The organism is Pseudoalteromonas sp. AS84 (assembly GCF_038900255.1).
Classification (GTDB): Bacteria; Pseudomonadota; Gammaproteobacteria; order Enterobacterales; family Alteromonadaceae; genus Pseudoalteromonas.
The window spans coordinates 26,461-50,668 of sequence record NZ_JBBMQY010000019.1 but is presented as its reverse complement, the minus strand read 5'-3'; the positions used below and the strand labels follow the sequence as shown (position 1 = coordinate 50,668).

At 39.1% G+C, this 24,208-nt stretch carries 20 protein-coding genes; 7 read left to right on the top strand and 13 right to left on the bottom strand.

Annotated elements, in window-relative coordinates; genetic code table 11:
• Positions 1-5: 5 nt before the first annotated feature.
• Together ccoO and ccoN are read right to left on the bottom strand one after the other, a co-directional pair.
• The gene (gene ccoO / locus WNY79_RS16685) at positions 6-680 is read right to left on the bottom strand and encodes a cytochrome-c oxidase, cbb3-type subunit II (protein ID WP_024597379.1); all 675 of its coding nucleotides are present in this window, start codon (positions 678-680) and stop codon (positions 6-8) included.
• A gap of 12 nt (positions 681-692) precedes the next feature.
• Entirely contained in the window at positions 693-2,126 is a 1,434-nt protein-coding gene (gene ccoN, locus WNY79_RS16680) for a cytochrome-c oxidase, cbb3-type subunit I (protein WP_002961515.1), read from the bottom strand.
• 339 nt (positions 2,127-2,465) lie between these two features.
• On the opposite strand from ccoN, the gene WNY79_RS16675 reads away from it, so the two are divergent.
• The 3 genes from WNY79_RS16675 (at position 2,466) to WNY79_RS16665 (ending at position 7,656) form a co-directional block, all read left to right on the top strand.
• Positions 2,466-2,891: a hypothetical protein gene (locus WNY79_RS16675; protein ID WP_342876427.1), complete on the top strand. Its 426-nt coding sequence runs from the start codon at positions 2,466-2,468 to the stop codon at positions 2,889-2,891.
• Positions 2,892-3,511: 620 nt separating this feature from the next.
• Positions 3,512-6,199, top strand: a complete 2,688-nt coding sequence (locus tag WNY79_RS16670; RefSeq protein WP_342876426.1) for a TonB-dependent receptor — start codon at positions 3,512-3,514, stop codon at positions 6,197-6,199.
• Positions 6,200-6,303: 104 nt separating this feature from the next.
• Positions 6,304-7,656 (top strand): hypothetical protein, encoded by a 1,353-nt coding sequence (locus WNY79_RS16665; RefSeq protein WP_024599138.1) that lies wholly within the window; start codon positions 6,304-6,306, stop codon positions 7,654-7,656.
• Positions 7,657-7,705: 49 nt separating this feature from the next.
• Here the strand turns inward: WNY79_RS16665 and WNY79_RS16660 are convergent, their stop codons facing one another.
• The 8 genes from WNY79_RS16660 to WNY79_RS16625 form a co-directional block, all read right to left on the bottom strand.
• Positions 7,706-7,960, bottom strand: coding sequence for a hypothetical protein (locus WNY79_RS16660; RefSeq protein ID WP_007585664.1), 255 nt, complete (start codon positions 7,958-7,960; stop codon positions 7,706-7,708).
• Positions 7,961-7,979: 19 nt separating this feature from the next.
• Positions 7,980-8,816, bottom strand: coding sequence for a peptidoglycan binding protein CsiV (locus WNY79_RS16655; protein ID WP_342876425.1), 837 nt, complete (start codon positions 8,814-8,816; stop codon positions 7,980-7,982).
• Positions 8,816-12,289: a transcription-repair coupling factor gene (gene mfd, locus WNY79_RS16650; protein WP_342876424.1), complete on the bottom strand. Its 3,474-nt coding sequence runs from the start codon at positions 12,287-12,289 to the stop codon at positions 8,816-8,818. The genes WNY79_RS16655 and mfd overlap by 1 nt, the downstream gene beginning before the upstream one ends.
• A gap of 59 nt (positions 12,290-12,348) precedes the next feature.
• Positions 12,349-13,242: a carbon-nitrogen hydrolase gene (locus tag WNY79_RS16645; RefSeq protein ID WP_342876423.1), complete on the bottom strand. Its 894-nt coding sequence runs from the start codon at positions 13,240-13,242 to the stop codon at positions 12,349-12,351.
• Positions 13,239-14,294, bottom strand: coding sequence for an agmatine deiminase family protein (locus WNY79_RS16640; protein ID WP_342876422.1), 1,056 nt, complete (start codon positions 14,292-14,294; stop codon positions 13,239-13,241). Before WNY79_RS16640 ends, WNY79_RS16645 begins: the two co-directional genes overlap by 4 nt.
• A gap of 57 nt (positions 14,295-14,351) precedes the next feature.
• Positions 14,352-14,960: a PilZ domain-containing protein gene (locus WNY79_RS16635; protein WP_007585675.1), complete on the bottom strand. Its 609-nt coding sequence runs from the start codon at positions 14,958-14,960 to the stop codon at positions 14,352-14,354.
• 220 nt (positions 14,961-15,180) lie between these two features.
• Complete coding sequence (locus tag WNY79_RS16630) at positions 15,181-15,948, bottom strand: haloacid dehalogenase type II (protein ID WP_024599132.1); 768 nt, start codon at positions 15,946-15,948, stop codon at positions 15,181-15,183.
• Positions 15,948-16,598 carry a peroxiredoxin-like family protein gene (locus tag WNY79_RS16625; RefSeq protein ID WP_342876421.1) on the bottom strand — a complete coding sequence of 217 codons (651 nt, stop codon included), beginning with the start codon at positions 16,596-16,598 and terminating at the stop codon, positions 15,948-15,950. The genes WNY79_RS16630 and WNY79_RS16625 overlap by 1 nt, the downstream gene beginning before the upstream one ends.
• A gap of 122 nt (positions 16,599-16,720) precedes the next feature.
• On the opposite strand from WNY79_RS16625, the gene WNY79_RS16620 reads away from it, so the two are divergent.
• Positions 16,721-17,608 (top strand): LysR family transcriptional regulator, encoded by an 888-nt coding sequence (locus WNY79_RS16620; protein WP_342876420.1) that lies wholly within the window; start codon positions 16,721-16,723, stop codon positions 17,606-17,608.
• Here WNY79_RS16620 and WNY79_RS16615 read toward each other — a convergent pair.
• The gene (locus tag WNY79_RS16615; protein WP_024599129.1) at positions 17,588-18,103 is read right to left on the bottom strand and encodes a DUF2937 family protein; all 516 of its coding nucleotides are present in this window, start codon (positions 18,101-18,103) and stop codon (positions 17,588-17,590) included. The two genes, WNY79_RS16620 and WNY79_RS16615, sit on opposite strands and share 21 nt — an antisense overlap.
• A 108-nt stretch (positions 18,104-18,211) precedes the next feature.
• Between WNY79_RS16615 and WNY79_RS16610 the strand changes: the two genes are divergently transcribed.
• Genes WNY79_RS16610 through WNY79_RS16600 form a run of 3 tightly spaced genes read left to right on the top strand, consistent with a single transcriptional unit; the run spans position 18,212 to position 22,899 of the window.
• Entirely contained in the window at positions 18,212-18,778 is a 567-nt protein-coding gene (locus WNY79_RS16610) for an RNA polymerase sigma factor (RefSeq protein WP_024599128.1), read from the top strand.
• Complete coding sequence (locus WNY79_RS16605) at positions 18,775-19,854, top strand: FecR domain-containing protein (protein ID WP_024599127.1); 1,080 nt, start codon at positions 18,775-18,777, stop codon at positions 19,852-19,854. Before WNY79_RS16610 ends, WNY79_RS16605 begins: the two co-directional genes overlap by 4 nt.
• A 9-nt stretch (positions 19,855-19,863) precedes the next feature.
• On the top strand, positions 19,864-22,899 hold the full coding sequence (locus WNY79_RS16600; RefSeq protein WP_024599126.1) for a TonB-dependent receptor: 3,036 nt from the start codon (positions 19,864-19,866) through the stop codon (positions 22,897-22,899).
• A 72-nt stretch (positions 22,900-22,971) separates the two neighbouring features.
• Here WNY79_RS16600 and WNY79_RS16595 read toward each other — a convergent pair whose 3' ends face one another.
• Together WNY79_RS16595 and WNY79_RS16590 are read right to left on the bottom strand one after the other, a co-directional pair.
• On the bottom strand, positions 22,972-23,367 hold the full coding sequence (locus tag WNY79_RS16595) for a biopolymer transporter ExbD (protein WP_342876419.1): 396 nt from the start codon (positions 23,365-23,367) through the stop codon (positions 22,972-22,974).
• A gap of 314 nt (positions 23,368-23,681) precedes the next feature.
• The gene (locus WNY79_RS16590; RefSeq protein ID WP_024604016.1) at positions 23,682-24,125 is read right to left on the bottom strand and encodes a PA2169 family four-helix-bundle protein; all 444 of its coding nucleotides are present in this window, start codon (positions 24,123-24,125) and stop codon (positions 23,682-23,684) included.
• Positions 24,126-24,208 lie beyond the last annotated feature (83 nt).

Below are 24,208 nucleotides of genomic sequence, written 5' to 3'. Positions count from 1 at the left end.
ATAATTTACTTCAAGTGGGTACCAAGTTGCTGTAAATACGCGATTAGAGCTTGGATTTCTGTTGCGCCTTCGCCGTTATTCATAGCGTTAACTTTTTCAACATCAGCTTTAAGTTCTTCGTCGCTGCCATAACCTAGGCCCGGGTGTTTAGGGTTTTCTGGATTAATAGCAAAAGTATCACGGAAAATTTGTAGTTTTTTCAGAGTCAGGCTTGTATCTACCTTATCCTCTGCTAACCAAGGAAAACCTGGCATATTCGACTCAGGAACCACAGCACGTGGGTCAACTAAGTGAGCATAATGCCAATCGTCCGAGTAACGTTTACCAACGCGAGCAAGGTCAGGACCAGTACGTTTAGAACCCCATTGGAAAGGGTGATCCCATACTGATTCGCCCGCTACAGAGTAATGACCGTAACGCTCAACTTCATCACGAAAAGGGCGGATCATTTGTGAGTGACAGTTATAACAACCTTCACGTACATATATGTCACGGCCTTCCATTTCTAAAGCATTAAGAGGGCGTAGGCCTTCTACTGGTTTAGTTGTGTCGTCTTGGAACATTAGCGGAGTAATTTCCACTAATGCACCAAAGCTGATAGCAAAAACAGTCAGAATAGCCATAAGGCCAACGTTCTTTTCTACTATTTCATGTTTGTTTTGTGAATTTTTATTGCTCATCATCTCACTCCGTTATGCTAATTGTGCTTGCGCGTCTAACTTCAGAGATTCTTTCTCAGCTGAAATTGTACGGAAAACGTTATAAGCCATAACTAACATGCCTGTTACGATGAATACACCGCCTACAAAACGCATAATGTAGAAAGGATGCGACGCTTCTAAAGACTGCACAAAGCTGTACATTAATGTACCGTCGGCATTTACCGCACGCCACATTAGACCTTGCATTACACCAGAGATCCACATTGCAACAATGTATAAAACAACACCTACAGTGTGTAACCAGAAGTGGGTGTTAACCAATTTAACGCTATACATACGACCTTGCGCAAATAACGCAGGAATTAAGTGGTAAATAGCACCAATTGAAATCATAGCAACCCAACCTAGTGCACCTGAGTGTACGTGGCCGATTGTCCAATCTGTGTAGTGAGATAACGCATTTACAGATTTAATTGCCATCATAGGACCTTCAAACGTAGACATACCGTAGAAAGATAATGAAACAACTAAGAAACGAAGTACTGGATCGGTACGTAGTTTATGCCACGCGCCAGATAGCGTCATAATACCGTTGATCATACCACCCCAAGACGGTACGAATAGGATAATAGACATAACCATACCTAAACTTTGCGTCCAATCAGGAAGCGCTGTGTAGTGAAGGTGATGAGGACCAGCCCAGATATATAATGAAATTAGAGCCCAAAAGTGAACTACCGATAGACGGTATGAGTAAACTGGGCGACCTGCTTGTTTTGGCACAAAGTAATACATCATACCCAAGAAACCAGCAGTTAATAGGAAACCTACAGCGTTATGACCGTACCACCACTGAACCATAGCATCTACCGCACCCGCATAGATTGAATATGATTTAGTTAACGACACAGGCACTGCCATACTGTTTACAATATGAAGCACTGCAACAGTGATAATAAAGCCAGCGTAGAACCAGTTAGCAACATAAATATGCGACACTTTACGCTTGATTAAAGTACCAAAGAATACAATAGCGTAAACAATCCAAACCACAGCGATTAAAATATCGATTGGCCATTCAAGTTCTGCGTATTCTTTTGAGCTAGTAATACCAAGTGGTAATGTAATTACTGCTAATACAATAACTAGCTGCCAGCCCCAAAATGAAAAGGCGGCGAGTTTGTCTGAGAAAAGACGCGTTTGACAAGTACGTTGTACGACGTAATAAGACGTCGCAAAAAGTGCACTGGTACCAAATGCGAAAATTACTGCGTTCGTGTGTAACGGACGTAGTCGAGAGTAAGTTAACCATGGTGTATCAAAGTTAAGTGCTGGCCAAGCTAATTGGGCAGCAATCAGAACCCCAATACTCATGCCAACGATGCCCCAAATCACTGTCATAATAGCGAATTGGCGTACAACCTTATAGTTATACTCAGTTTGTGATGCTACTGTTTGGCTCATTTTCTGGCTTCCGCTGCAATAAATGCGTTTAGAAATGAATTACCCACCTTTAAAAGTGGGGCCTACTATTTTCTCAAGCGTGTTATCTAAAACTTTCAATACATGAAAGCTTCAGAAAAAAAACTTGAGAAACCCTTATTTTTTGCGGGTGAAATGATAAATTTTTTGGCCTAAAAAAGATAGGTCAATTACATAAAATTATGACATCAATCAATGTTTGTGAGCTTGTTGTTTATTTTTTGATACAGTTTGTGCCTAATTTGGCTTAATAGTAACACTCACACTTGTTATTTGCAGTCGAGATTATTAGTATTTGCTTTTCTTTAGTGCGAAATTGTTATGCTTATATATAGGTTAAGTTTATTCACCGCGGTATTTTTTTTATTAACAGCGTGTGATTTTTCCAAAAATACAGATGAAAAATTTCTAAAAAATGCCACATGCACAGCCAATTTGCCTTGTACTTTTTCAAATGATGTTAAAGTATGGTTAAGCGAGAAAACTCTTTCTCCCGAAACCCCATTTACTATTTTTAGTGATTTACCAACAAATATTACAATTGAAGATGCCAAGCTCAAAGGCATTACTATGTATATGGGTTACATTCCTCAGCAATTTAAAAAACATAATGGACTGTGGCAGAGCAATACCATGGTTGGCATTTGTTCTGAGCAAAATATGCTCTGGAATTTAGAGCTAACAGTCAAAGATAATACAACCTCTTTAATACAAACACTTAATTACTCTTTTTATGTAACGTATTGAAGTAGCGACTGCAAGCTTCTGCATACAATGTACATTTTTGGTGTGAATTTGCTTTCTCATACATACGATTATTTGAGTGACTAGATCAATTAAATTATTTTTTTAGATTTTGAGACTTATAAACTTCAATGATAAATAAGTGCTCTCAAAAAGTTCAACTTTAATTGCGACTGAATAAAAAACCTAATCAAAAAACTTTCCAAAGTGGCTAAATAAGACTATTTAAGCACCAAGTATGCATAAATATGGTTATTAATTAACATTTAGTTTTGCGGTTTTAATAATGTGCTGTGATTAAGTTGTTAATTTGTCTGTTTTTGGTACACAGCTCAGTTAATTACATTTGATTACAAAGTGAATCACTTTGGTTTCAGATGTATTTCTAATGTTTCTGTATTTTCTCATGCTTTTGTTTTTAAAGTATATTTATTAATTAACACTGAAACATAATGTAACCTATGTACCTAAAATGGTTTATCCACATTATTGCTTGATATAAATTGAGCTGTCGTTAAGTTTTCGTTCAGTTAAGAGCGCCTAAGTTGCTCACCTGACTCACTATTCTAATAAAAAGTGAGCATTACCAATAAAGGTAAATTTCCAACAAGTAGGGTTCTTTCATGAAAAAATCAACTCTTGGCTTAGCTGTAATTACAGCAATCCCAATGTTTTCAAGTGTGCAAGTTTTAGCGGCTGACGAAGCAGTAAAATCAATCGAAAAAATTCAAGTAACGGGTTCTCGTATTAAGCGTTCTGACATGGAAACCGCTAGCCCAGTTACACTTATTGGGGCTGATGAGATCAGAGCTTCTGGCGCTACATCAGTTGATAGTGTGCTTCAGCAAATGACTGCTACTGGCGGCGCTATGACTAACCCAGGCGTAAATAACGGTTCTGGTGGTAATGCATCAATCGATCTACGTGGTTTAGGCTCGCAACGTACATTAGTACTTGTAAACGGTCGTCGTATGATTAATTCAGGTACTGGTGCAGCTTCTACAGTTGATTTAAACACTATCCCAGTTTCTATGATTAAACAGATTGAAGTACTTAAAGATGGTGCGTCTGCTGTATATGGTACCGATGCTGTTGCCGGTGTTGTGAATATCATTCTAAAAAATGATTTTGAAGGTTTAGATTTAAACGTTAACTCAGCAATGACATCAAAACATGATGCATCTGAGACATCTATCGACTTTACAGTTGGTACTTCATTTGATAAAGGTAATATTGTATTTGGCGCCCAGTACACGAATCGTGGCGAAGCTAGCCAAGGCGATCGTGGATTTTCAAATTGTCCTTTATTTGAAGGTGAAAACGGCCTTTTCTGTGGTGGTTCATCTTTTAGTGAAGGCGGCCATATCTATAATGTAAACACCGCAGGTATTACTAATAGTGATGGTGAAGTTGAACAACAAGGTGTAGCAAATGACAGCGGTTTAAGTAACCGTGGTGGTAGTTTACATCGTTTTACTGATGAAGCTGATGCTTATAACTACGCAGAACAAAGCTATTTATACACGCCAATGGAACGTTTGAACCTTACTGGTATGGGTACTTATGAGTTAAGCGACGATACTAGTCTTTTCAGTGAGTTTACTTACACTAAACGTTGGTCAGAGCAGCAATTAGCACCGCAACCAATTAACTTTGGTTTTAACTATAATGAAAGCATGGGCAATAGCTTATTAAGCCAAACTTATGATAAACGCCAAGTTGTCGATGGTGCATTTGTAGAAGATGCTAATGGTAATTATGTTACAACACCAACTAACTATGGTTACGGTGATGAAATTAGTTACCGTCGTCGAATGACAGAAAGTGGTGCACGTGGTTTATCTCAGACAGTAGATACAGTCCGTATTGTTGTTGGTGCAGAAGGTGTGATCAGTGATTACTCTTGGGATTTCTCTGCTAACTTTGGTCGTAATGACTCAGTAGATAAACTAAGTAACCTTCATAATGTTTCTGCTATTAATACAGCAATTGCAGCGGGAACATTTAACCCATTGGATGAAGCTGATTGGGCTTTATCTAATGTACAAGATTACATTTACACAGAGCAAAACTCAGGTGGTAGTCAGTTATTCATTTTAGCAGCATCACTTTCAGGTGAAATGTTTGAGATGCCAGCTGGCTATGCTGCGTTTGCGGCAGGTGTTGAGCACCGTCAAGAAAAAGCATGGTACACACCAGATTCAATAGCAGCACAAGGTTTAGGTAATGATCCTCGCGTTGATGCTACTAGCGGTGGATTTGATGTAAATGAAGCCTATGTTGAATTTGCAATCCCATTACTTGCCGATGCACCCTTTGCAGATGCAGTTGAGCTAAGTGCAGCTGTTCGTGCATTCGATTACAGTACGTTCGGTTCAGACGAAACTTGGAAGCTAGGTCTAACTTGGCGTGTAAATGACGAACTAATGCTACGTGGTGTTCGTTCAACAGCATTTCGTGCTCCAACAGTTGATGAGCTTTACTCTGGTAATGCGCCATCGTACGAGCAAGTTAGTTACCCAGGTGCAGACAGCCAAGCTGAAGTAACAGTTGGTGGTAACAGCAACTTAACTCCAGAAGAAGCAGATACGCTTACTGTTGGTGTCGTTTACGAGCCAGAATGGTTTGAAGGCTTTTCAATGACGTTAGATTACTACGACATTGAAATTGAAAATGCTATTTCTACTTACAACAACCAATATGTAGTTGACCAATGTATTGGTAATGCAAATAGCAGCACTAATGCAATTTGTACAAGTACTTCAGCTGTATTCCAAGCTGATGGTCGTATAGTGTTTAACAACCAATTACGTAACATTGGTTCTGAGAAAACATCAGGTATCGATTTAAACCTTACTTATGCATTTGAAGCATTAGGTTTAAGTTGGAAAACAGGCTTAGATACAACTTATTTAGATGAGTATGTTGTTGATACTGGTGCAGTAGTAGATTACTCAGGCTTTATTACTGGTGGTGCTGGCGGTTACGCAGATATTAAATCTAACTTTAACTTAAATGTTAAAGGTGACAACTGGGATGCTACATACGAAGCTCGCTATATTGCTGGGATGGATAGCTTTGCATGTATCGGCGATGACACGTGTTTAGCTCCTACAACACCTTCTATCGTATATCATGATATTAGTGCTTCTTACATGATCAATGACGTGTTAACTGTTTCTGCAGGCGTTAATAACATGTTTGATAAAGAGCCACCGTACTACTCAGGTAATAACGATTCAAATACTGACCCGTACACTTATGACACATTAGGTCGTCGTTTATTTGCTGGTATTAATATTAAACTTTAACTAGCACATTAATCCTATTAAGGCTCAGTATTTACTGAGCCTTTTTTATTGAACAAAACAAAGGAGACAAGTACACTAAAACGATATTTTAGAAGGAGAACTGATTGTTAAAACAAGATGAAAACTTATCTTTTGTCATTGAACCAGAGCTTACTCCTCGTTCTGAACAGCGCATAGATCTGTATTTTTCTATCCCTAATGAAATGGGGATTAATCCGCAAACGCTCACCGAAGAATCTTACTTTAATAACCACTTTAAATCACATTTAGCCTACAACGCTAACAACATACACTTGCCTTTAGTACGAAGCCGTTTTGTGAGTAAAAACAAAGGTGAGCAGCAAGATTATCGTCAAAACCTTAATTTATTTTGTTACCAAGTACGTTTAGCCCTTGATGCCGATATTAAAGATGCGTTAAAAATTGATGAAGCAGAAGACTTTTATAAACGCGCTAACGAAGTATATGAACAAAGTGAAGGACTTCTAAAAAAGCTGCGTCGCTATACGCCAGATGATGAAAAACTACTGCCATTTTTTACCAATGCTGATAACTATTTAAGTTGGCATGTTGAGCAATCATTTTTAAAGCTTTTAGATGAAGGCCCACGTAGTAGCGATTATGCAAAAGAGCGTAACGATTTAATGCAGTTTTGTAAAAACGAAAATGCGTACCGGGCTGACAAAAACTATAATTCTGAAACCACAATGCAAGACGCTAATCGAATAACAAATAAAATGCGCTTGCTGCAACGCTTGATTGAGCATGGCGTTATATTACAGCGCCAAACACGGTTTCTTAATAGCTACCTTAAGCGATTAGTTAAGGGTACTGTAACGGCAGTTATCATGGCATTCGTGATGGTTGTTATACTTAATGCCCGCTCAACGTTTACTGAAGTCACCGCGACGCTTATTTTAATTTTAGGGGTTATTTACGGGCTACGTGAAATATTTAAAGAAGATATTACGCGTATGATTTGGCGAGCTATTGTACAAGGGCGACCTAAGTGGAGATTTAGTTTTAAAAATAGTATTACTAAAGACAAAATAGCGAGTCAGCTAATTTGGCTTGAATACACACGCTTTAAAAAAATCCCTAAAGAAGTAAAATCTATATTTTCAAAACGTCGTCAACAAAATAAACAAGCTGCGCAGTGGTTACACTTTGCAAGTGAGACACGGGTAAGCGCGAAAGAATTTTTACCTGGGTACGATACACTTCAGCAAACGCTACAATTTAGTCTTGCGCCATTTGCGCGTTATTTAAAACGTGGTGAAGGGAAGTTATATCATTTAGACAGTAATAAAATATCTAAACAGGCGGTTGAACGGCGCTACCAACTTAACATGGTGCTTGTGCTAACTGAGGAAGATAGAACACTTTATCAACGCTATAAAATAACGTTAAATCGAAGTAAAATCGTTAATATTGAACTTATCTACTCCAAAAAGTGAATTTTAGTAATTAAAAAAGGGACTGATAAAATCAGTCCCTTTTTTAAATTTATTTATTAGCTAAACCATGTTTGCTATATAAAGTTACTTTGTTTGATACTAGCGTGATCTCGATATTTTTTGCTTCGTCGCCCCATACACAATTAGTATGCAGTGTTTTTTCAACACAGTTATCCGCAGAGCCTAAGATGGTTTCAACTTCAGTCTTATCCATACCTACTTTGATTTTCTCGTAACTCTCAAGACTTACCTTAGAACAAGCCGCAAGGCTTAATGTAGCTGCGATGATAAGGAGTTTTTTCATTGTTATATCCTACTTAGTATTAATGTTTGAATTTTCTGATTTGGACAATCATGCCCATTCGTGGGTGGTCAAAGTAATGTACTTCACCACTTATTACACGTCTAAACTGAGAAAAGCGGGCTGACTCTATATCGCCATTTTCTAGCTTTTGGCTAATATCAAAATTAGCTGTAATGTATAAATAATGTCGTAAGTGTATTTTAAATAAACCGTCTAGTTCCCATTCTGCCTTTGATTGCTCCGGGTCGTTAAATAGTTCAGGTTGTGAATTTAATAAACTTACAAAATCAGGGTTTGAATAGCTAGGGGTTACGTTAGAGTCACTTTTAAGGTGTTTACCTGCGATTAAATGCATGCTTGGTGCACGCGACTTACTTGCGCCTTCAAAGCGCCAGCCTGTATGTAGAATAGGTGTTAATCCTTTGCGATCTAGCTGTCGGTACTGCGCTTTAAATTGCAGCTGTTCTGGCGCTAATAAATAAGTTTGCTGCATATCATCTTTAGCGGGCGCTAGAGGTGTAACAGGTAGCTCATCATAGCTTTGTAGGTAGTTTGTACTGTCACCACATACACCCGATTGCGGGTTTGAATTAACTAATGAATCTGTAAAAGAGCGTTTTTGAAAACGCTCATCACCATCTATACAGGCTTGCATTGCTTGCTCTGTATAAAGAGGGGTCATTAAATCTAGAGAGTTTTTATCCTCAATAGCTTTGTGCTTAAGTGTAAAATCTTCTTGCAAATACGGAGCTGGGCGCTGTTTAAATACAAGCACCTCAACCTCAAACCAGCGTTCTGCAAATGCAGTGCTGCTAAACAAGCAGCATAAAATAACCAGCGATTTTTTTAGCAACATTAATGGCTAACCTTTTTTTCGAAATCTGCAATCATTGCAGTGACCATTTTTAAGCGTTCGCGAGCGTTAGCTTCACTAATTGCAAAGCGCAATTTATTTGCGCCATCCATTTTGTACACCTTAGGCGCACTTTGTATCAAACCAATGATGAAGCTAGGGTTAACCTTGGTATCTTGGCTAAATTCAAAATAACCACCTTTTGGGTTTGCCTCAATTTTTGTTATACCCAAATTACTGGCCTGCATTTTAAGCTGCTGCAAGCTGAACAAGTTTTTGGCTGCATCTGGCAGTAAACCAAAACGGTCTATAAGTTCTACCTGTAATTCGTCCATGTCGTCAAGGTTAGCACAACTTGCAACGCGCTTGTACATGCCTAAACGTGCATTTACATCGTGTATGTAGTCATCAGGTAATAGGGCAGCTAGTTTTAAATCTACTTCGGTTTGTTTTTGAAGTAGGTTTTCAAGCGTTGGCTCTTTACCTTCACGTAGTGCATTTACGGCCTGCTCGAGCATTTCCATATACAAACTAAAGCCTATAGTTTGCATTTGACCTGATTGATCGTCGCCAAGTAACTCACCGGCGCCACGAATTTCTAAATCGTGTGTAGCGAGGGCAAAACCCGCGCCTAAATCTTCCAATGATTCGATTGCTTGTAAGCGTTTACTCGCATCTTTAGAAAGTGCTTTGGGGTCACCTGTGAGTAAATAGGCATACGCTTGGTGATGGCTTCGGCCAACTCGCCCACGTAATTGGTGTAATTGCGCAAGGCCAAGTTTATCAGCTCTATCCATAATAATGGTGTTGGCTGTAGGTACATCGATACCGGTCTCGATAATCGTAGTACATACAAGCACGTTGTATTTTTGATGATAAAAGTCAGTCATTATTTGCTCAAGCTCTTGCTCGCGCATTTGGCCATGGGCTGAGGTTACGCTTGCTTCCGGCACCCATTCACTAATTTCTTGTGCAACACGCTCAATAGTTTCTACATTGTTATGCAAAAAGTACACTTGGCCACCGCGTTTAATTTCTCGCAGTACGGCTTCGCGTATTAGTTCTACATCGCGTTGCCGTACAAAGGTTTTAACCGCTAAACGTTTAGCCGGTGGCGTTGCAATAATTGATAAATCGCGCATGCCGCTCATGGCCATGTTAAGTGTACGCGGTATTGGCGTTGCAGTTAGTGTGAGTATGTCTACATCTGCACGCAGAGCTTTAATTTTCTCTTTTTGGCGAACACCAAAGCGATGCTCTTCATCAACAATGAGTAAGCCTAAATCGTTAAACTTAATATCTTGCTGAATAAGTTTATGTGTACCAATAACTATATCGAGCTTACCGTTTGCCATTTTTTCAAGCGTATCTTTTTGCTCTTTAGTGGAGTTAAAGCGCGAAAGTACACCTACTTCAATAGGAAAATCAGCAAAGCGGTCTTTAAAGTTTTCATAGTGCTGCTGAGCCAGCAAAGTGGTAGGCACTAAAATTGCCACTTGTTTATCATCGTTAACCGCTACAAAAGCAGCGCGCATGGCCACTTCTGTTTTACCAAAGCCTACATCACCACATACTAAGCGGTCCATGGCTTGCTTTGATTGCATATCACCTAATACCGCTTCTATGGCGTTGCGCTGATCGTCAGTTTCTTCAAACGGGAAGCTATCGCTAAATTGGCGATATGCAGGGGCGTCTAGCGTAAACTTATTACCGGGTTTTGCTTGGCGCTGTGCATAAATGTCGAGTAATTCTGCTGCTACGTCGCGAACTTTTTCAGCCGCACGTTTTTTTGCTTTTTCCCATGCATCTGAGCCAAGCTTATGCAGCGGGGCGCTAGCTTCTTCACCACCAGAGTAACGACTCAGCATATGCAATGCAGACACTGGCACGTATAGTTTAGCTTCACTTGCGTAAGTAATCGTAACAAACTCAGTAATTACACCTGCAGCATCAATTGTTTGCAAACCTTGGTAACGCCCAACACCGTGATCGAGATGCACAACAGGTTGGCCCTCTTTAAGCTCGGCTAAGTTACGTATTAGTGCATCTTGGCTGGCTTCGTACTTGTGCTTACGGCGTCTGCGCTGAGATACTTTTATACCAAGCAGTTCTTGCTCGGTAATAATAGAAAGGCTGGGCTTAGTGCCAAGTACGACACTTTGTTCAAGCGGGCTTACTATTAAACCTACATCACTCGCGCTTTTTGTAAATTGTTCGAGTGTTTCAAATTCTTTAAATTTTAAACCGCTTGGTTTTAGAATGCTCAGTAATGATTCGCGACGACCATCGGATTCAACACTGAGTAATATGCGGCCTTTTTTCTTTTTTTGTTCTGCTACATAATCTATAAACGCGCCATAAGGTTCATGCTGTTTATGGTCAATTCGAATAGCAGGCAGCTCGCTAACGCTTAAGTTTTTATTGCCCGCTTTAGTACCAAGCTTTGCAAGAGATAAACGAATACGTGCAAAATTGCCTAAATTAGAAAACAGCTCTTCAATAGGCTGATAAAGCGCATTGGGTTCAAGTAATGGACGAAGTGGGTCAACTCTGCGGTTCTCATAGCGTACATTTACATCGTGCCAAAAGTTATCTGCCGCGTGCTCTAAATCGCCCAGTTGCATAACGGTAGTTGTTTCTGGCAGGTAGTCAAAAATAGTCGCGAGCTTTTCAAAAAACAACGGCATGTAGTATTCAATACCCGCAGGCCAATTACCTTTGCTTACTTGCATGTATACAGAGTCTTGCTGCGAGCTTGCACCAAATTTTTCACGGTAGCTTATTCTAAAACGTTCAATATCAGCGTCGTTAGTAGGAAATTCATGCGCTGGAAGTAACTCAATTTTATCTACTTTTTCATCAGAACGCTGCGTTTCTACATCAAATAAGCGAATTGTATCGAGTTCGTCATCAAAAAAATCGAGTCTAAATGGATGCGGGCTGCCCATTGGATATAAGTCAACGATAGAGCCGCGTATAGCGTATTCGCCGTGCTCCATTACTTGTTGAACATTTAAATAACCAGCTTGTTCTAAGTTGTCACGAAAGTTATGTGTGTCTAGCTTGTCGCCCACTTTAAAGTTTATTGTTGAACCGTAAATAAATGAGGCCGGGGCTGTGCGCAACATTAAGGTAGATACAGGCACAATTAACACACTTTGTTGTTCTTTTTTTAAGGTGTTTAAAGTGGCTAAACGGGCTGAAATAATATCTTGATGGGGAGAAAAGTGATCGTATGGCAGAGTTTCCCAGTCAGGAAATACCATTACTGGGTTATCGGGTAATAAATATTCTAGCTCTGTTTCAAGGCGCAGTGCACTTGGTGTATCAGGCGTAACAATCAAGACTAAGTTGTCTTGTTGCTTAACGCCTTCAGCGATGGCAATACTTAAACCACTTCCGCTTAGCTGGCCCCATTGAATTTTATCTTTATGAGATTTTACCCAAGGCAAGGCTGCCCATTGCTCAAACGCCATTTATTACTCCATTTATAGTTGGCTCTTAGCAAGTAAGAGCCATCTTGAGTTAAGGTTACTTAGTCTCGGTATATTTTTGTTAGGTCTTTATAGTGATCAATTCGTCGATCACGCAAGAACGGCCAAATACGTCTTACGTTTTCTGAGCGTTTTTGATCAATTTCAACCACTAAAATTTGCTCATCAGTATTATTAGCCTCTGCTAATAATTCACCTTGTGGGCCTGCAATGAACGAATTACCCCAAAACGCAATACCATCGCTTTGCGCACTTGGGTCACTTTCATGGCCGACACGGTTACAGCTAATTACCGGTACACCATTGGCAACAGCATGGGCACGTTGGCTAATAACCCACGCGTCTTTTTGACGAGTTTGCTCAGCAATGTCGTCGTTAGGATCCCAACCGATAGCGGTAGGGTAAATTAATATCTCAGCGCCAGCCATTGCCATTAAGCGAGCAGCTTCAGGAAACCATTGATCCCAACATACTAGCACGCCTAACTTACCCACAGAGGTTTGAATAGGCTCAAACCCGATATCACCTGGGGTAAAGTAAAATTTTTCGTAAAAACCAGGATCATCAGGAATATGCATTTTGCGGTATTTACCCGCAATACTGCCATCTTGTTCTAATACAACCGCGGTGTTGTGATAAAGGCCCGTAGCGCGTTTTTCAAATAAAGAAGCGACAATTACAATACTTAGCTCTTTAGCAAGTTCACCTAAGGCATTACTGCTAGGGCCTGGAATGGTTTCGGCTAAATCAAATACGTCAACATCTTCGGTTTGACAAAAATAGAGGCTTCGGTGTAGCTCTTGAAGTACGACCAGTTTTGCACCTTTTTGAACGGCTTCACGAATGGCACTTATTGATTTTGCCATATTGTGCTGAGCGTTATCGGTATTGCTTTGTTGCACTAATGCAACGGTTAATTTTGCAGGGCTTGTCATTGTGTTGCTCCAGCTAAAAATCCACGAGGTAATTGCATTGTAATACAGTGCAGGCTGCCAAATTGTTCAATTATTGGTTGGCAATTAACGCCAATAATAGTGTGTTGTGGGTATGCTTTTTGAACTTGAGCAAGAGCACGTTCATCATTGGCATCATTATACGTTGGCACAAGCACAGCATTATTAATAATTAAGTAGTTAGCGTAGGTAGCCGGTAGGCGTGTTTGCTCATCGTCATAAGCGGCTTTTGGCCACGGTAACTCAATTAGGGTATATGGGGTGTTATCGGCAGTTTTAAAGGTTTTTAGTTGTTTTTCCATTGCATCAAGTGCGCTAAAGTGCTCATCAGTTTTATCGTCACACTGCACATATACAAGGGTATTATTTGGAGCAAAGCGCACTAAAGTATCAATGTGGCTATCGGTGTCATCGCCCGCTAAATAGCCATGTTCAACCCATAAAAAACGTGTTGCGCCCAAGTGCTCTTTTAAAAGTACTTCTATGTCAGCAGGGTTTAAATCAGGGTTACGGTTTTTATTAAGCAAACACTCACTGGTTGTTAGCAACACACCGTGCTCGTTTATTTCAATACCGCCACCTTCAAGTACCATATCGAGCGCTTGATAGTGGTTGTTTGTACTACTTAGTTCTTTTACCAAAGTACGATTAATTTGATTGTCTAATGCGCTTTCAAATTTATTGCCCCAACCATTAAAAGTAAAATCATATACTTTTAGTTGATCTGGTGAATCAATAGCGGCGCAAGTAAGCGGACCATGATCGCGAGCCCAGGTATCGTTGGTAGGTGTTACTACAAAATGAACACGATAAAGAGAGACGTTAGCGCTATTTAGCAATGCTGTAATATGCATTTTTAGGGCACTGTTGTGCGCCACAATAACAAGCTGCTGTTGCGCTGTTATATGCTTAGCAAGCTCAATATATACAGGTTCTACACGTGCTAAATTATCAGCCCAATCGGTGTCTTTGTGAGGCCATGTAAGCATAACAGCGTCTTGCTCGGCCCATTCTGGTAAAAGTCTAAAGTTCATGAATTTTATATACTAATTAAGATGACGCTAGTTTAGCATTTTACATAAAGATGTCAGCTAATTATCACTGTTTAGGTCGGCCTGGTTTTGATCAAGTTCTTGACGTTTTTTAAGTTGGCGGGTTTGAGCATGTAAACTCGCTCTAACAATCAGTTCTTGGTCAGTGGTTCTAATTGCGGTAAAGAGCATGGTGTATTGATAATGTTCGCTATCTTGTTTTTCTACTGCCACAACTTCGGTGTAACAATAAACCGCAGAGGCTTCGTGGTGCAAAAATAGTTTTGTTCTAAACGCTTGGCCAATTGAGTGTACTTCGGGTGATGTAAAGCGAATACCGCCACCGCCGTAGCTATCACATTGAATTGCATTATCTTGCGCTTGTTCTGAGGCCAAAATATGGCTCATTATTAAATCTATTTTACGTGACTGGGCTTGTAAAAATGTAGCAAGCTCTTGTGCTATATCGCCCAAGTTACGCAGTGGGCGTAACGAGCTTTGCTCAAGTTCACTTACTTCATTTGCTAATCTAAATAGTGGGGGAATGTCGTCTTCTAGCTCAAGCTGCGATTTAGGCACTTGTCCGTTCGATACAGCGAATAAATTCACTCTTATACTTTCATTAATTTGAAAGTACTGCTCAAACTCACCTAATCTTTCACTATTCATTATGTTCTCCACCACGTATTTATTCAATAGTAGCGTTGTGAGTACTAAATTGCTAGCAGATAAAATAACTCATACTGGGCTAAATGCTTTGTTTACATTCAATTTCTAACATACTGATTATGAAAATAATTACACTAAGACATATTTAGGGGTAGTTATAAAAAAGCGGCCAATGTCATCCTAACATTGGCCGCTTGGGTATTGATTCATCAGCGCATACTTATTTAAGTAGAGCGGCTAATTCATGTAAATCTTTCACAACGTGATCTGGTTTTTTAGCTAATGGGTAAAGTGCTTTACCTGGGCGTGCAATGAAAGTGGTTTGTAAGCCTGCTTCTTTTGCGCCAGCAACATCCCAGCCATGGGCTGCAACCATCATTGCTTCATTTGGTGCTACGTTTAGCTTTTTAAGTACCCATTCATAAGCACGTAAGTCTGGTTTGTAAATTTTAATATCTTCAATGCTGTAACGAGCATCAAAGTAAGACATTAAACCAGCGCTTTCAAACTGTGCCTTTACACCTTTGTTTGAAGAATTTGTAAGGCTTACTAATTTATAGCCCTGAGCTCTAAGTTTTGCCAGTCCTTCTTTAACATCGCTGTGTGGAGGAAGCGTTAAAAGAGGCGTAACAATAGCTGTTTTAGCTTGTTCACTAGTAATATCAATATTGTTATTTTGAGCAACCATAAGAAGTGACGCCACCCCAATTTGCCCAAAGTCGTGATAGCTACCGCTTACTGTATCTACTAATGAATGGTGCAGCATAGTCGAAAACCAAAGTGGTAATAAATCTTCACGTCCGCCTAGTGCTTTACCAATAGAGGTACGCATTGACGTTAAATCAAGTAGGGTTTCGTTTACATCAAAAATAAGCACTTTGGGCTTTGCTTGTTCTTTTGGTTCATCAGCGACTGCATAACCAGATACAAGGCTTGTGCCTACAAGTAGTGAAAGAGTAAGTGTTTTTAACGATTTTAAAATAGACATTAGTTATTCTCCGATTCAAGTGCTGCCATAATATCAGTAGGTTCTGCGCGTAGGGTGTAGTCTTCGTTTAAAAATGCATATGTAATAACACCTTCTTGGTTTATCACATAGGTAGCCGGTAGCGGCAATTTAAAGCTTTTATCGCCGTAGTAGTGTTCAAAATCAATACCAAATTGTGTGTATAACGCTTGAATACGTTCATCAAGTGTAAACAATAGACCAAATTGATCAGCTACTTTATTACTAACATCTGACAGCACATCAAATTCAAGATCGTTTTTTTGTGCAGTTGAGAGAGTTTCATCGGGCAGTTGTGGTGATATTGCCACTAACTGAGCACTTTGAGTTTTAAATTGCGGTAAGTAGTCATTAAGTGCTTTTAGCTCTAAATTACAATATGGACACCAGCCACCACGATAAAAGCTAATAATTACCGGACCTTTTTTTAATAAATCCGCAAGCTCAATTTTTTCGCCGTTATGGTTGGCTAGGCTGAAGTTTTCTACCTTTTGACCAATTTGCAACGCATTGTCTTTAATATGCTGTGCAATAAGCTCTTCGTTTGTAGTGTTCATTAATGCTAAAACGTCAGCCGGTAACTTGGCATCTTTTTGTACGTTATAGGCATCTATTTGCGCTTTTAAACTCATGATTGAACCTCAATAATTAGACTATTTGCAATTATAGTGTTTTACATATTTAAATAAACATTGCAAAACTGAAAGCTTCATTCGAAAATGTTAAACATTGAAAAGTGCACAATGGCATCTTTATGTATAATTTAAGCGACCTAGAAACATTTATAGCAGTAGTTGAAAATAAAGGAGTGCTTGCTGCTGCTCGCGAGCAGCGTTTATCGCCTGCAACGGTAAGCCATCGCTTAAGTAAATTGGAGCGTGAGCTTGCAACAGTACTTGTTTTTAGAGATAGCCGACGAGTACGGTTATCTCCCGCAGGTGAAATATTTTATACGCGAGTTGGCGCTATAATTGAGGCATTGCACGACGCTGAGCATAGTATTGGTGCACGTAGCTCATCGGTAAGTGGTTTATTACGCGTGACTATGCCCCCTTGGATTTTTTCGAAATACGTAATGCCAAGGCTTAACGAGTTAGAGCAGGCCTATCCTGAACTAAAACTTGATTTTTTAATTACGGATCATTTTGTAAATGTGGTTGATGACGCACAAGATGTGGCAATTCGTGTAGGGCAATTAAATGATTCCGGTTTACTGTCGCGAAAAATAGTAAACAACAAACGTATACTTTGCGCAGCTCCTAGCTACATAAAAAAATATGGTATGCCTAAAAGCTTAGCTCAATTAAGCGAACACTATTGGGTTTGCCTGCCGTGGCAGCGCCAATTAAAGCTTTTTGATGAGCAGGGTAAAATACATACTTTTAATGCGAGAACACGCTTTACCATTTCTAATTCCGATAATATGACTCAAGCAGCTATTGCGGGTCGTGGCATTGCAATTAAATCAATGATAGCTATTCATGAAGATATTAAAAATGGCATTTTAGTTGAAGTTATGCCCGGTGTAATGGCACAAGATGATGCTCCAGTTTGGTTTTTGCGTCCGCAAAATAGCTTAACTACCCGTAAAACCGATGTATTTTATGATTTTATGAAATCACTATTTTTGAGCTGCGAATAAGCGCTTGAATGAGCGTTTTACTCCAGTTAACAACAAATAACCAGTAAGCTCGGCAAGCAAGGCAATTATAATGGCTGCAATAATAGCGGCTATTATAGAGTCTTTTTTTAAAATGATTTGACCTTCAAAGCGTTGCCACACTTGTTGCTTTACATCGCTCATGCCACTGATCAATGTAAAAATATATGGAGATTGCGCAAACCTGTTTACAGCGATTTGTAAATCTTGTTGTCGCGTGTAAAGTGTACTAATATTGCTTGCACCTTTATTCACAATCCCATCATCAATATTTTTATAGTGTTTTATTAGCTTATCTAAATCATTATTAAAATACTTAGCGGCATCGTTTTTAAATGGTGCAATGGCATTTTTAGCTTCAATTAATTGGGCTGATAATGCTTGGCCAAAATCGCTTACAAATGCAGGAATTTGCACTCCAAGTAGTAAACCGAATGCAAAGAAGCTAAGTCGGATGTAATCTAAAAATTTACTCATTTATCTTCCTATCCATTTAAATAACCCAGAATTAACATTTGAGCTTGTTTTTATATCAAAAACTCGTAACCTGTCGGTAATAAAAATAACAACAGGTGTATGTTAAGGATGACGAAAAAAGTAAAGTTCACGTCAACATTTGTTGATATTTCTAAACAGCTCAAACGTTTTGTATCGCGCATAGTTCAACCCGACGATGTAGAAGATATTGTGCAAGAAACCTTTGTAAAAAGCTATGAAGCTGATTTAAAGCAAGACATTCAGTTTACCCGCAGTTATATGCTTAAAACAGCAAAACACCTAGCACTAAACCATATAGCAAAGTGGGACAACAAATTTAATGATTCGTTAGAAAATGATAACGAATTACCCGTACTACTCAAATCAATGAAGCTTGAAGATGAATACACATCTAAAGAGCGCTTCTTACTTTTTTGTAGAGCTACTGAGCAACTAAACTCATCAATTCGTAAATGCTTTATATTAAAAAAAGTTTATGGCATGAGCCAAAAAGAGATCGCAGATCAAATGCAGTTAAGCCAAAGCACTGTTGAAAAACACATTGCAAAAGGATTATTACAAACCATGTTGTACATGCGTGAACATGAGCAAAGCTCTCAAATACATCCTAAAGCTCAAGCACACCCTATATCAGTTAAGAGGGTCGCAGAATGAGTAATGTTCATCAATTTAATTCAAAAGATTTAATTTTAGAAAAGTCATGTGAATGGATAAGCGCAATTGATCGTGGTTTAACTGATGATGAAAAAGAGCAATTTAAATTATGGATGATGCAAAGCACCGCCCATCAAGACTCTATATATGAGCTTGCTCAGCTTTGGGATGAACTTTCGGTATTAAATGAATTAAGTCATTTATTTCCTCAGCGTAACAATACTAAAGCATCAAAAAATAAGTGGATGTTTTCTTACTCAATTGCAGCGAGTTTGTTTGCAGCGTTAATGGTGTGCAGCTACTTATTAATTAATTTAGAAAATGGCTATAACCAAGAGCTTGCAAAAGTTAATTACACTAAAATTTACAAAACAAAAGTAGGCGAGCAAGCAACGTATGTGTTGCCAGATGGCACCATAGTGCAGCTTAATACTAATAGCTTGCTAGAAGTTGCTTATAGCAAAGGCCGCAGGCAGTTATTACTTAGTCGTGGAGAAGGGCGCTTTAATGTAGCAAAAGATGCCACGCGTCCGTTTAGTGTTATGGCTGGCGACAAAAGCTTTACCGCACTCGGTACCGTATTCAATGTACAGCGTAATACCTCATCAGATTTAGAGCTTGTTGTTACCGAAGGCAAAGTGATGATCACCGACCCTAGTGTAGCGGTTGATGCAAATGACTTTAAAGATTATCAACTTGCAGATAACAGCACGCAAAAAATTCGTCAAATTAATGCCAACATTGTTACCTCAGGCGAAAAGGTAGTTATAGAGCAGAGTGTTACAAAGCCAATTACCCAACTATCAATGAACGACGTACAACGCGATTTGGCATGGCAAAATGGCATGCTTATTTTTAACGGAGAAGAGCTCAGCGATGCTTTAAATGAAGTAAGTCGTTATACCGCGACACGTTTTGAGCTTTCTTCAGCCGAGCTTGCCAGTATTAAAGTAGCTGGGGTATTTAAAGCGGGTGACGTTGAAGGTTTACTAGAAAGTTTACAAACTAATTTTTCGATTGATCATGAGCGTTTAGGTGAGCATGTAGTAACGCTAAAACACCATACAGAATCATAAGTAGACGTTATGCAAATCAGACTAATGTTAGATAAAGTTGCATCAATAAAGATTGAACGTAAAAAAAACATTAAAAAAAAGAGACAAAGCCATAGAGGATTTTTGTTTGTCAGCTGTTTATATAAGTTGCGCAGTAACCAAACGCATTTATTGAGTGGATTTAGTGTGCTTGCACCGGCTATTTTTAGCTTGAGTGTACAAGCAGCAACTCAAACCACTGGGCAAATGGTGCAATTTGATATAAAAGCGCAGCGAGCAGACAAAGCCTTAATTGAATATGCTAAACAAACAGAGCAAACCGTGGTGTTTTCTTATGAGTTGGCAAAGCAGTATGACGCAAATTCAGTTTATGGATTTTACACTCAACTAGATGCCCTAGAGGCATTACTAGGTGGGACAGAGCTCGATGCGGTTGTTGATCAAAATGGTTTACTGAGTATAAAACTCAAACAAATCAACAGGAATGATAACAACATGATGAAGCTTTCAGCGGTCAGTGCAGCAGTATTACCAGCCTTACTTGCAGTTAATTCGCAAGGTGTAAACGCAGCAGAAGAAGTCGCTCAAGAAAAAATTGAAAAAATTGCTATTGTCGGTAGCCGTGTAGCAGGACGTTCAGTTGAAGATTTACCCGTTCCAGTAGATATCTTAAGTGCAGAAGCGCTTGAAAATACAGGCCAAACAGAAGTTGGTCGTATGCTACAGTCTATCGCTCCTTCATTTAACTTTTCAAGCTCTGCAATTAGTGACGGTACTGATGCTTTAAGACCTGCAACACTTCGCGGTTTAGGCCCCGACCAAACATTGGTGTTAATTAACGGCAAACGTCGTCACCAAGCAAGTATTATTCATATTAATGGCTCTGTTGGGCGTGGTACTGCAGGTACTGATATGAATGCAATTCCAGCCTCTGCAATTAAACGCATTGAAGTATTACGTGATGGCGCTGCTGCTCAGTATGGTTCTGATGCGATTGCTGGTGTTATTAATATTGTACTTAAAGATGGTAGCGAAGGCGGTAAAGCGGCTATTAACTACGGCCAATATTCAGAAGGTGATGGCGAAACCATCAACCTTGATTTTAATAAAGGCTTTGCGCTAGGCGATGACGGTTATTTAAATACAACTATCAATTACCGTGACCGTGCACCGACTAACCGTGCAGGTTTACATGGCTCTTGTCAGTTTTATGGTTGTACAGAGTTAAGTGACGGTACTTTACTTGCTGGCGATCCGCGTGAACTGACAGCCGATCGTGATACTTTTAGAATTGGTGATGCTGATTCTCAGCAGTTTGGTTTAACAATTAATACCGGTTACGAGTTAGGTGATGGCGAGCTTTACGGCTTTATTACTTACTCAACACGTGAAAACGAGTCGGCTGCATTTTTCCGTCATAATGCAAATGCAGGTGGTAACCCAGTACTGCAAGATAACGATGCGACAATTCCGCTAGGTTTCTTACCAAAAATTAATACAACTATCGACGATATCTCATACAACTTTGGTTATAAAACTGAGTTTGATAACGATGCAAGTCTTGATTTGTCTTACACCTACGGTGAAAACAGCATTGATTACACGACAAGTGACACTATTAATGCCTCATACGCTAACTTTTTACGTTATGACCAAGGTTTAAGTGCAGCTGATATTCGAACAACTATCCCACGTGAAGCGTACGCTTACGGCATGGAATTATCACTGCAAACGATCAACATTGATTTTACGCAAAACTTTGATGATTATTCGTTAGCGATGGGTGCTGAAATTCGTACTGATGAATACCGTATCTTAGAAGGTAGTGAATATGCATACCGCGATTACGATACGACCAACGGTGTAAGTATTTATAACGGCTTAAGTGGTGGTGTTGGCTCTGAAGATGCATCAGGTGGTTCACAAGGTTTTGGTGGTTCGTCTCCTGCGTCATCAGTTGATGAATCGCGTGATGTAATCTCATTTTATGTAGATGCAGAAGCTTATGTGATTGAAGATGTAATTTTATCGGGTGCACTTCGCTACGATAACTACAAAGGCTTTGGTGATACAGTAAACTTTAAGCTTGCTGGTAACTGGTCTGTAACCGACGATATTTCACTACGTGGTGCATTAAGCTCAGGTTTTAGAGCACCTTCAATGCAACAGCTTTACTTTAATAATGTAAGTACGCAATTTGTTGTTGATACTAATGGTAACTTAGTTGCAGAAGAGGTTGGTACATTTAGAAATGATTCAACACTTGCGCAAAGCTTAGGTATTCCAAAGCTTAAAGAAGAAAAATCACAAAACCGTAGTTTAGGTATTGTGTATAACGTTACAGATAATATTAATGTAACCGTTGATTACTATTCAATTGATATTGACGACCGTATTGTAATTAGTGACCGCTTAGGTAAAGGTTTATCTACAAGCCTTGATGCTGCATTAAATAGTGCGGGGGCTGGCGTAGGGCAGTTTTTCTTAAATGGTGCTGATACTGAAACTCGTGGTGTTGATTTTGTAGCAACGTGGAACACTGAAGGTTTAGGCGGTACGCTTGATTTTACACTTGCAGCTAACTTCACTAAAACAGATGTTGTATCGTTATTTTCTCCTGCTGGCTCAAGCCTTGAGACAGTAAGTGTAGACGATATATTTTCAGCGGAAGATATCTCTATTATAGAAGAGTGGCAACCTGAGGATCGCATTAACTTAAGTGCACTTTATCAACGTGATGATTGGACAGTTAACCTGTCACTTAATCGCTTTGGTGAGTACACAGTAGAAGATGGTGGTCGTCAAACGTATGGCGCAGAAATTTTAACTGACGTTAAAGTTAACTACTTCGTTACTGAAGATTTGTCGGTAAACATTGGTGCAAATAACTTATTTGACGTTTACCCAGATAAAAACGAAATAGGTAACTCTCGCTCAGGTACTATTGTGGATGCTAGTGGCAACACAGTAATAAGTAGCTCAGGTGTGTTTGACTACTCACGTCGCTCGGCTCCATTTGGATTTAACGGTGCTTACTACTACGTAGGTGCAGAATACCGTTTTTAATTAATAACCTCCCTTTCGTTATTTAACTCAAAGGGCCGTAAGGCCCTTTTTTTGTTTTAGCTTGGGCTGATTTTATTTAGAAATCAAACTTATTGAATAATCATCGTATTGCTTAATATTATTCATTACACTCATTAAAGTATTATGTGTACTGTTTTCGTCTGCGGTTATAAGTACCGAACTTATTTCATATTTAGCCGCGAACATCGCTAAATTAGACGTAACTTGCTCTAAACCAATTAACCTCCCTGAAAAATATACTCCGTTACTTTCATCAATTCTAAATAAAGCATTTTTAACAGGCTTATCTATTTGAGGGCTGTCGAGTGGTCGGTTTAATTCAATAGCCACAGGTTTTACAAAAGATGTAGTTACAATAAAGAAAATTAGTAATATGAACACTATGTCTAACATCGGGGTCATATCTACATCAGCATTATTTTGCAGTTTACTTAGTTTACTTTTCATATTGGACCTTATTTTTAATTAAATGCTGCGGCGCCACAGCAAGGTTTTAGGTACCTAATAACAAAATTAGCACAGCAAAAATAAAGCGTGGTTAAATAAACATTCTAATAACATTAAATTTTTGTATTTATTATGTATTTAAAATGTGGAGAAATAAGGTGGTGTTTATAGCAATCTGCTTATATATGGGGTCTATTTAGCATCGTTATAGAGTAATTTAATTCGTTAAATTGCTTAAGGATTTATACAGATTGGTATTAGAGGTAATAAAAAACCCAGCGCTAGGCTGGGTTGTATTTATGCGTTATGTAAGCTTACTGCTTTTGCATACGGCTCATTTCTGCATGGCAGCTTTGCATCGTTAATAATGTTTTAGCCAGTGCTGCTTCGCAATCAGCTGGTTGCGGTTTATCCATAGCGGCTTTAATTTCTTCAAGCGTTTTATCTTCTACTTCTTCAAGCTCTTTAACATACGTGCTGTCGTTATGTGAAGTGAAAGTAGTCAATAGGGCTGTATATGCACGTCGTGCTTCAACTGCGAAAGATGAACCATCTTCGCGTTCGCCTTTTTCATTAATTGCATATGGCTGCAGACGCTCGACACTCACTTTTCGGGCATCTATCATACGCTGAAAAAGTGCGCCAATAGCAGGGTCTTCAACTTTTTCCTGTGCTTTTTGATAAAAATCGATGCCGCTGTTCATAACTTGAATGATGTCAGTAATATGATTTACTTCTGATCCTTGATGGGTGTTCATAATGACCTCTTTTATTAAATGAATGTATAGTTCAATTTAATAAAAGCAATGTACGTTCCACGTTTTTATTTTTATGTAGTCAT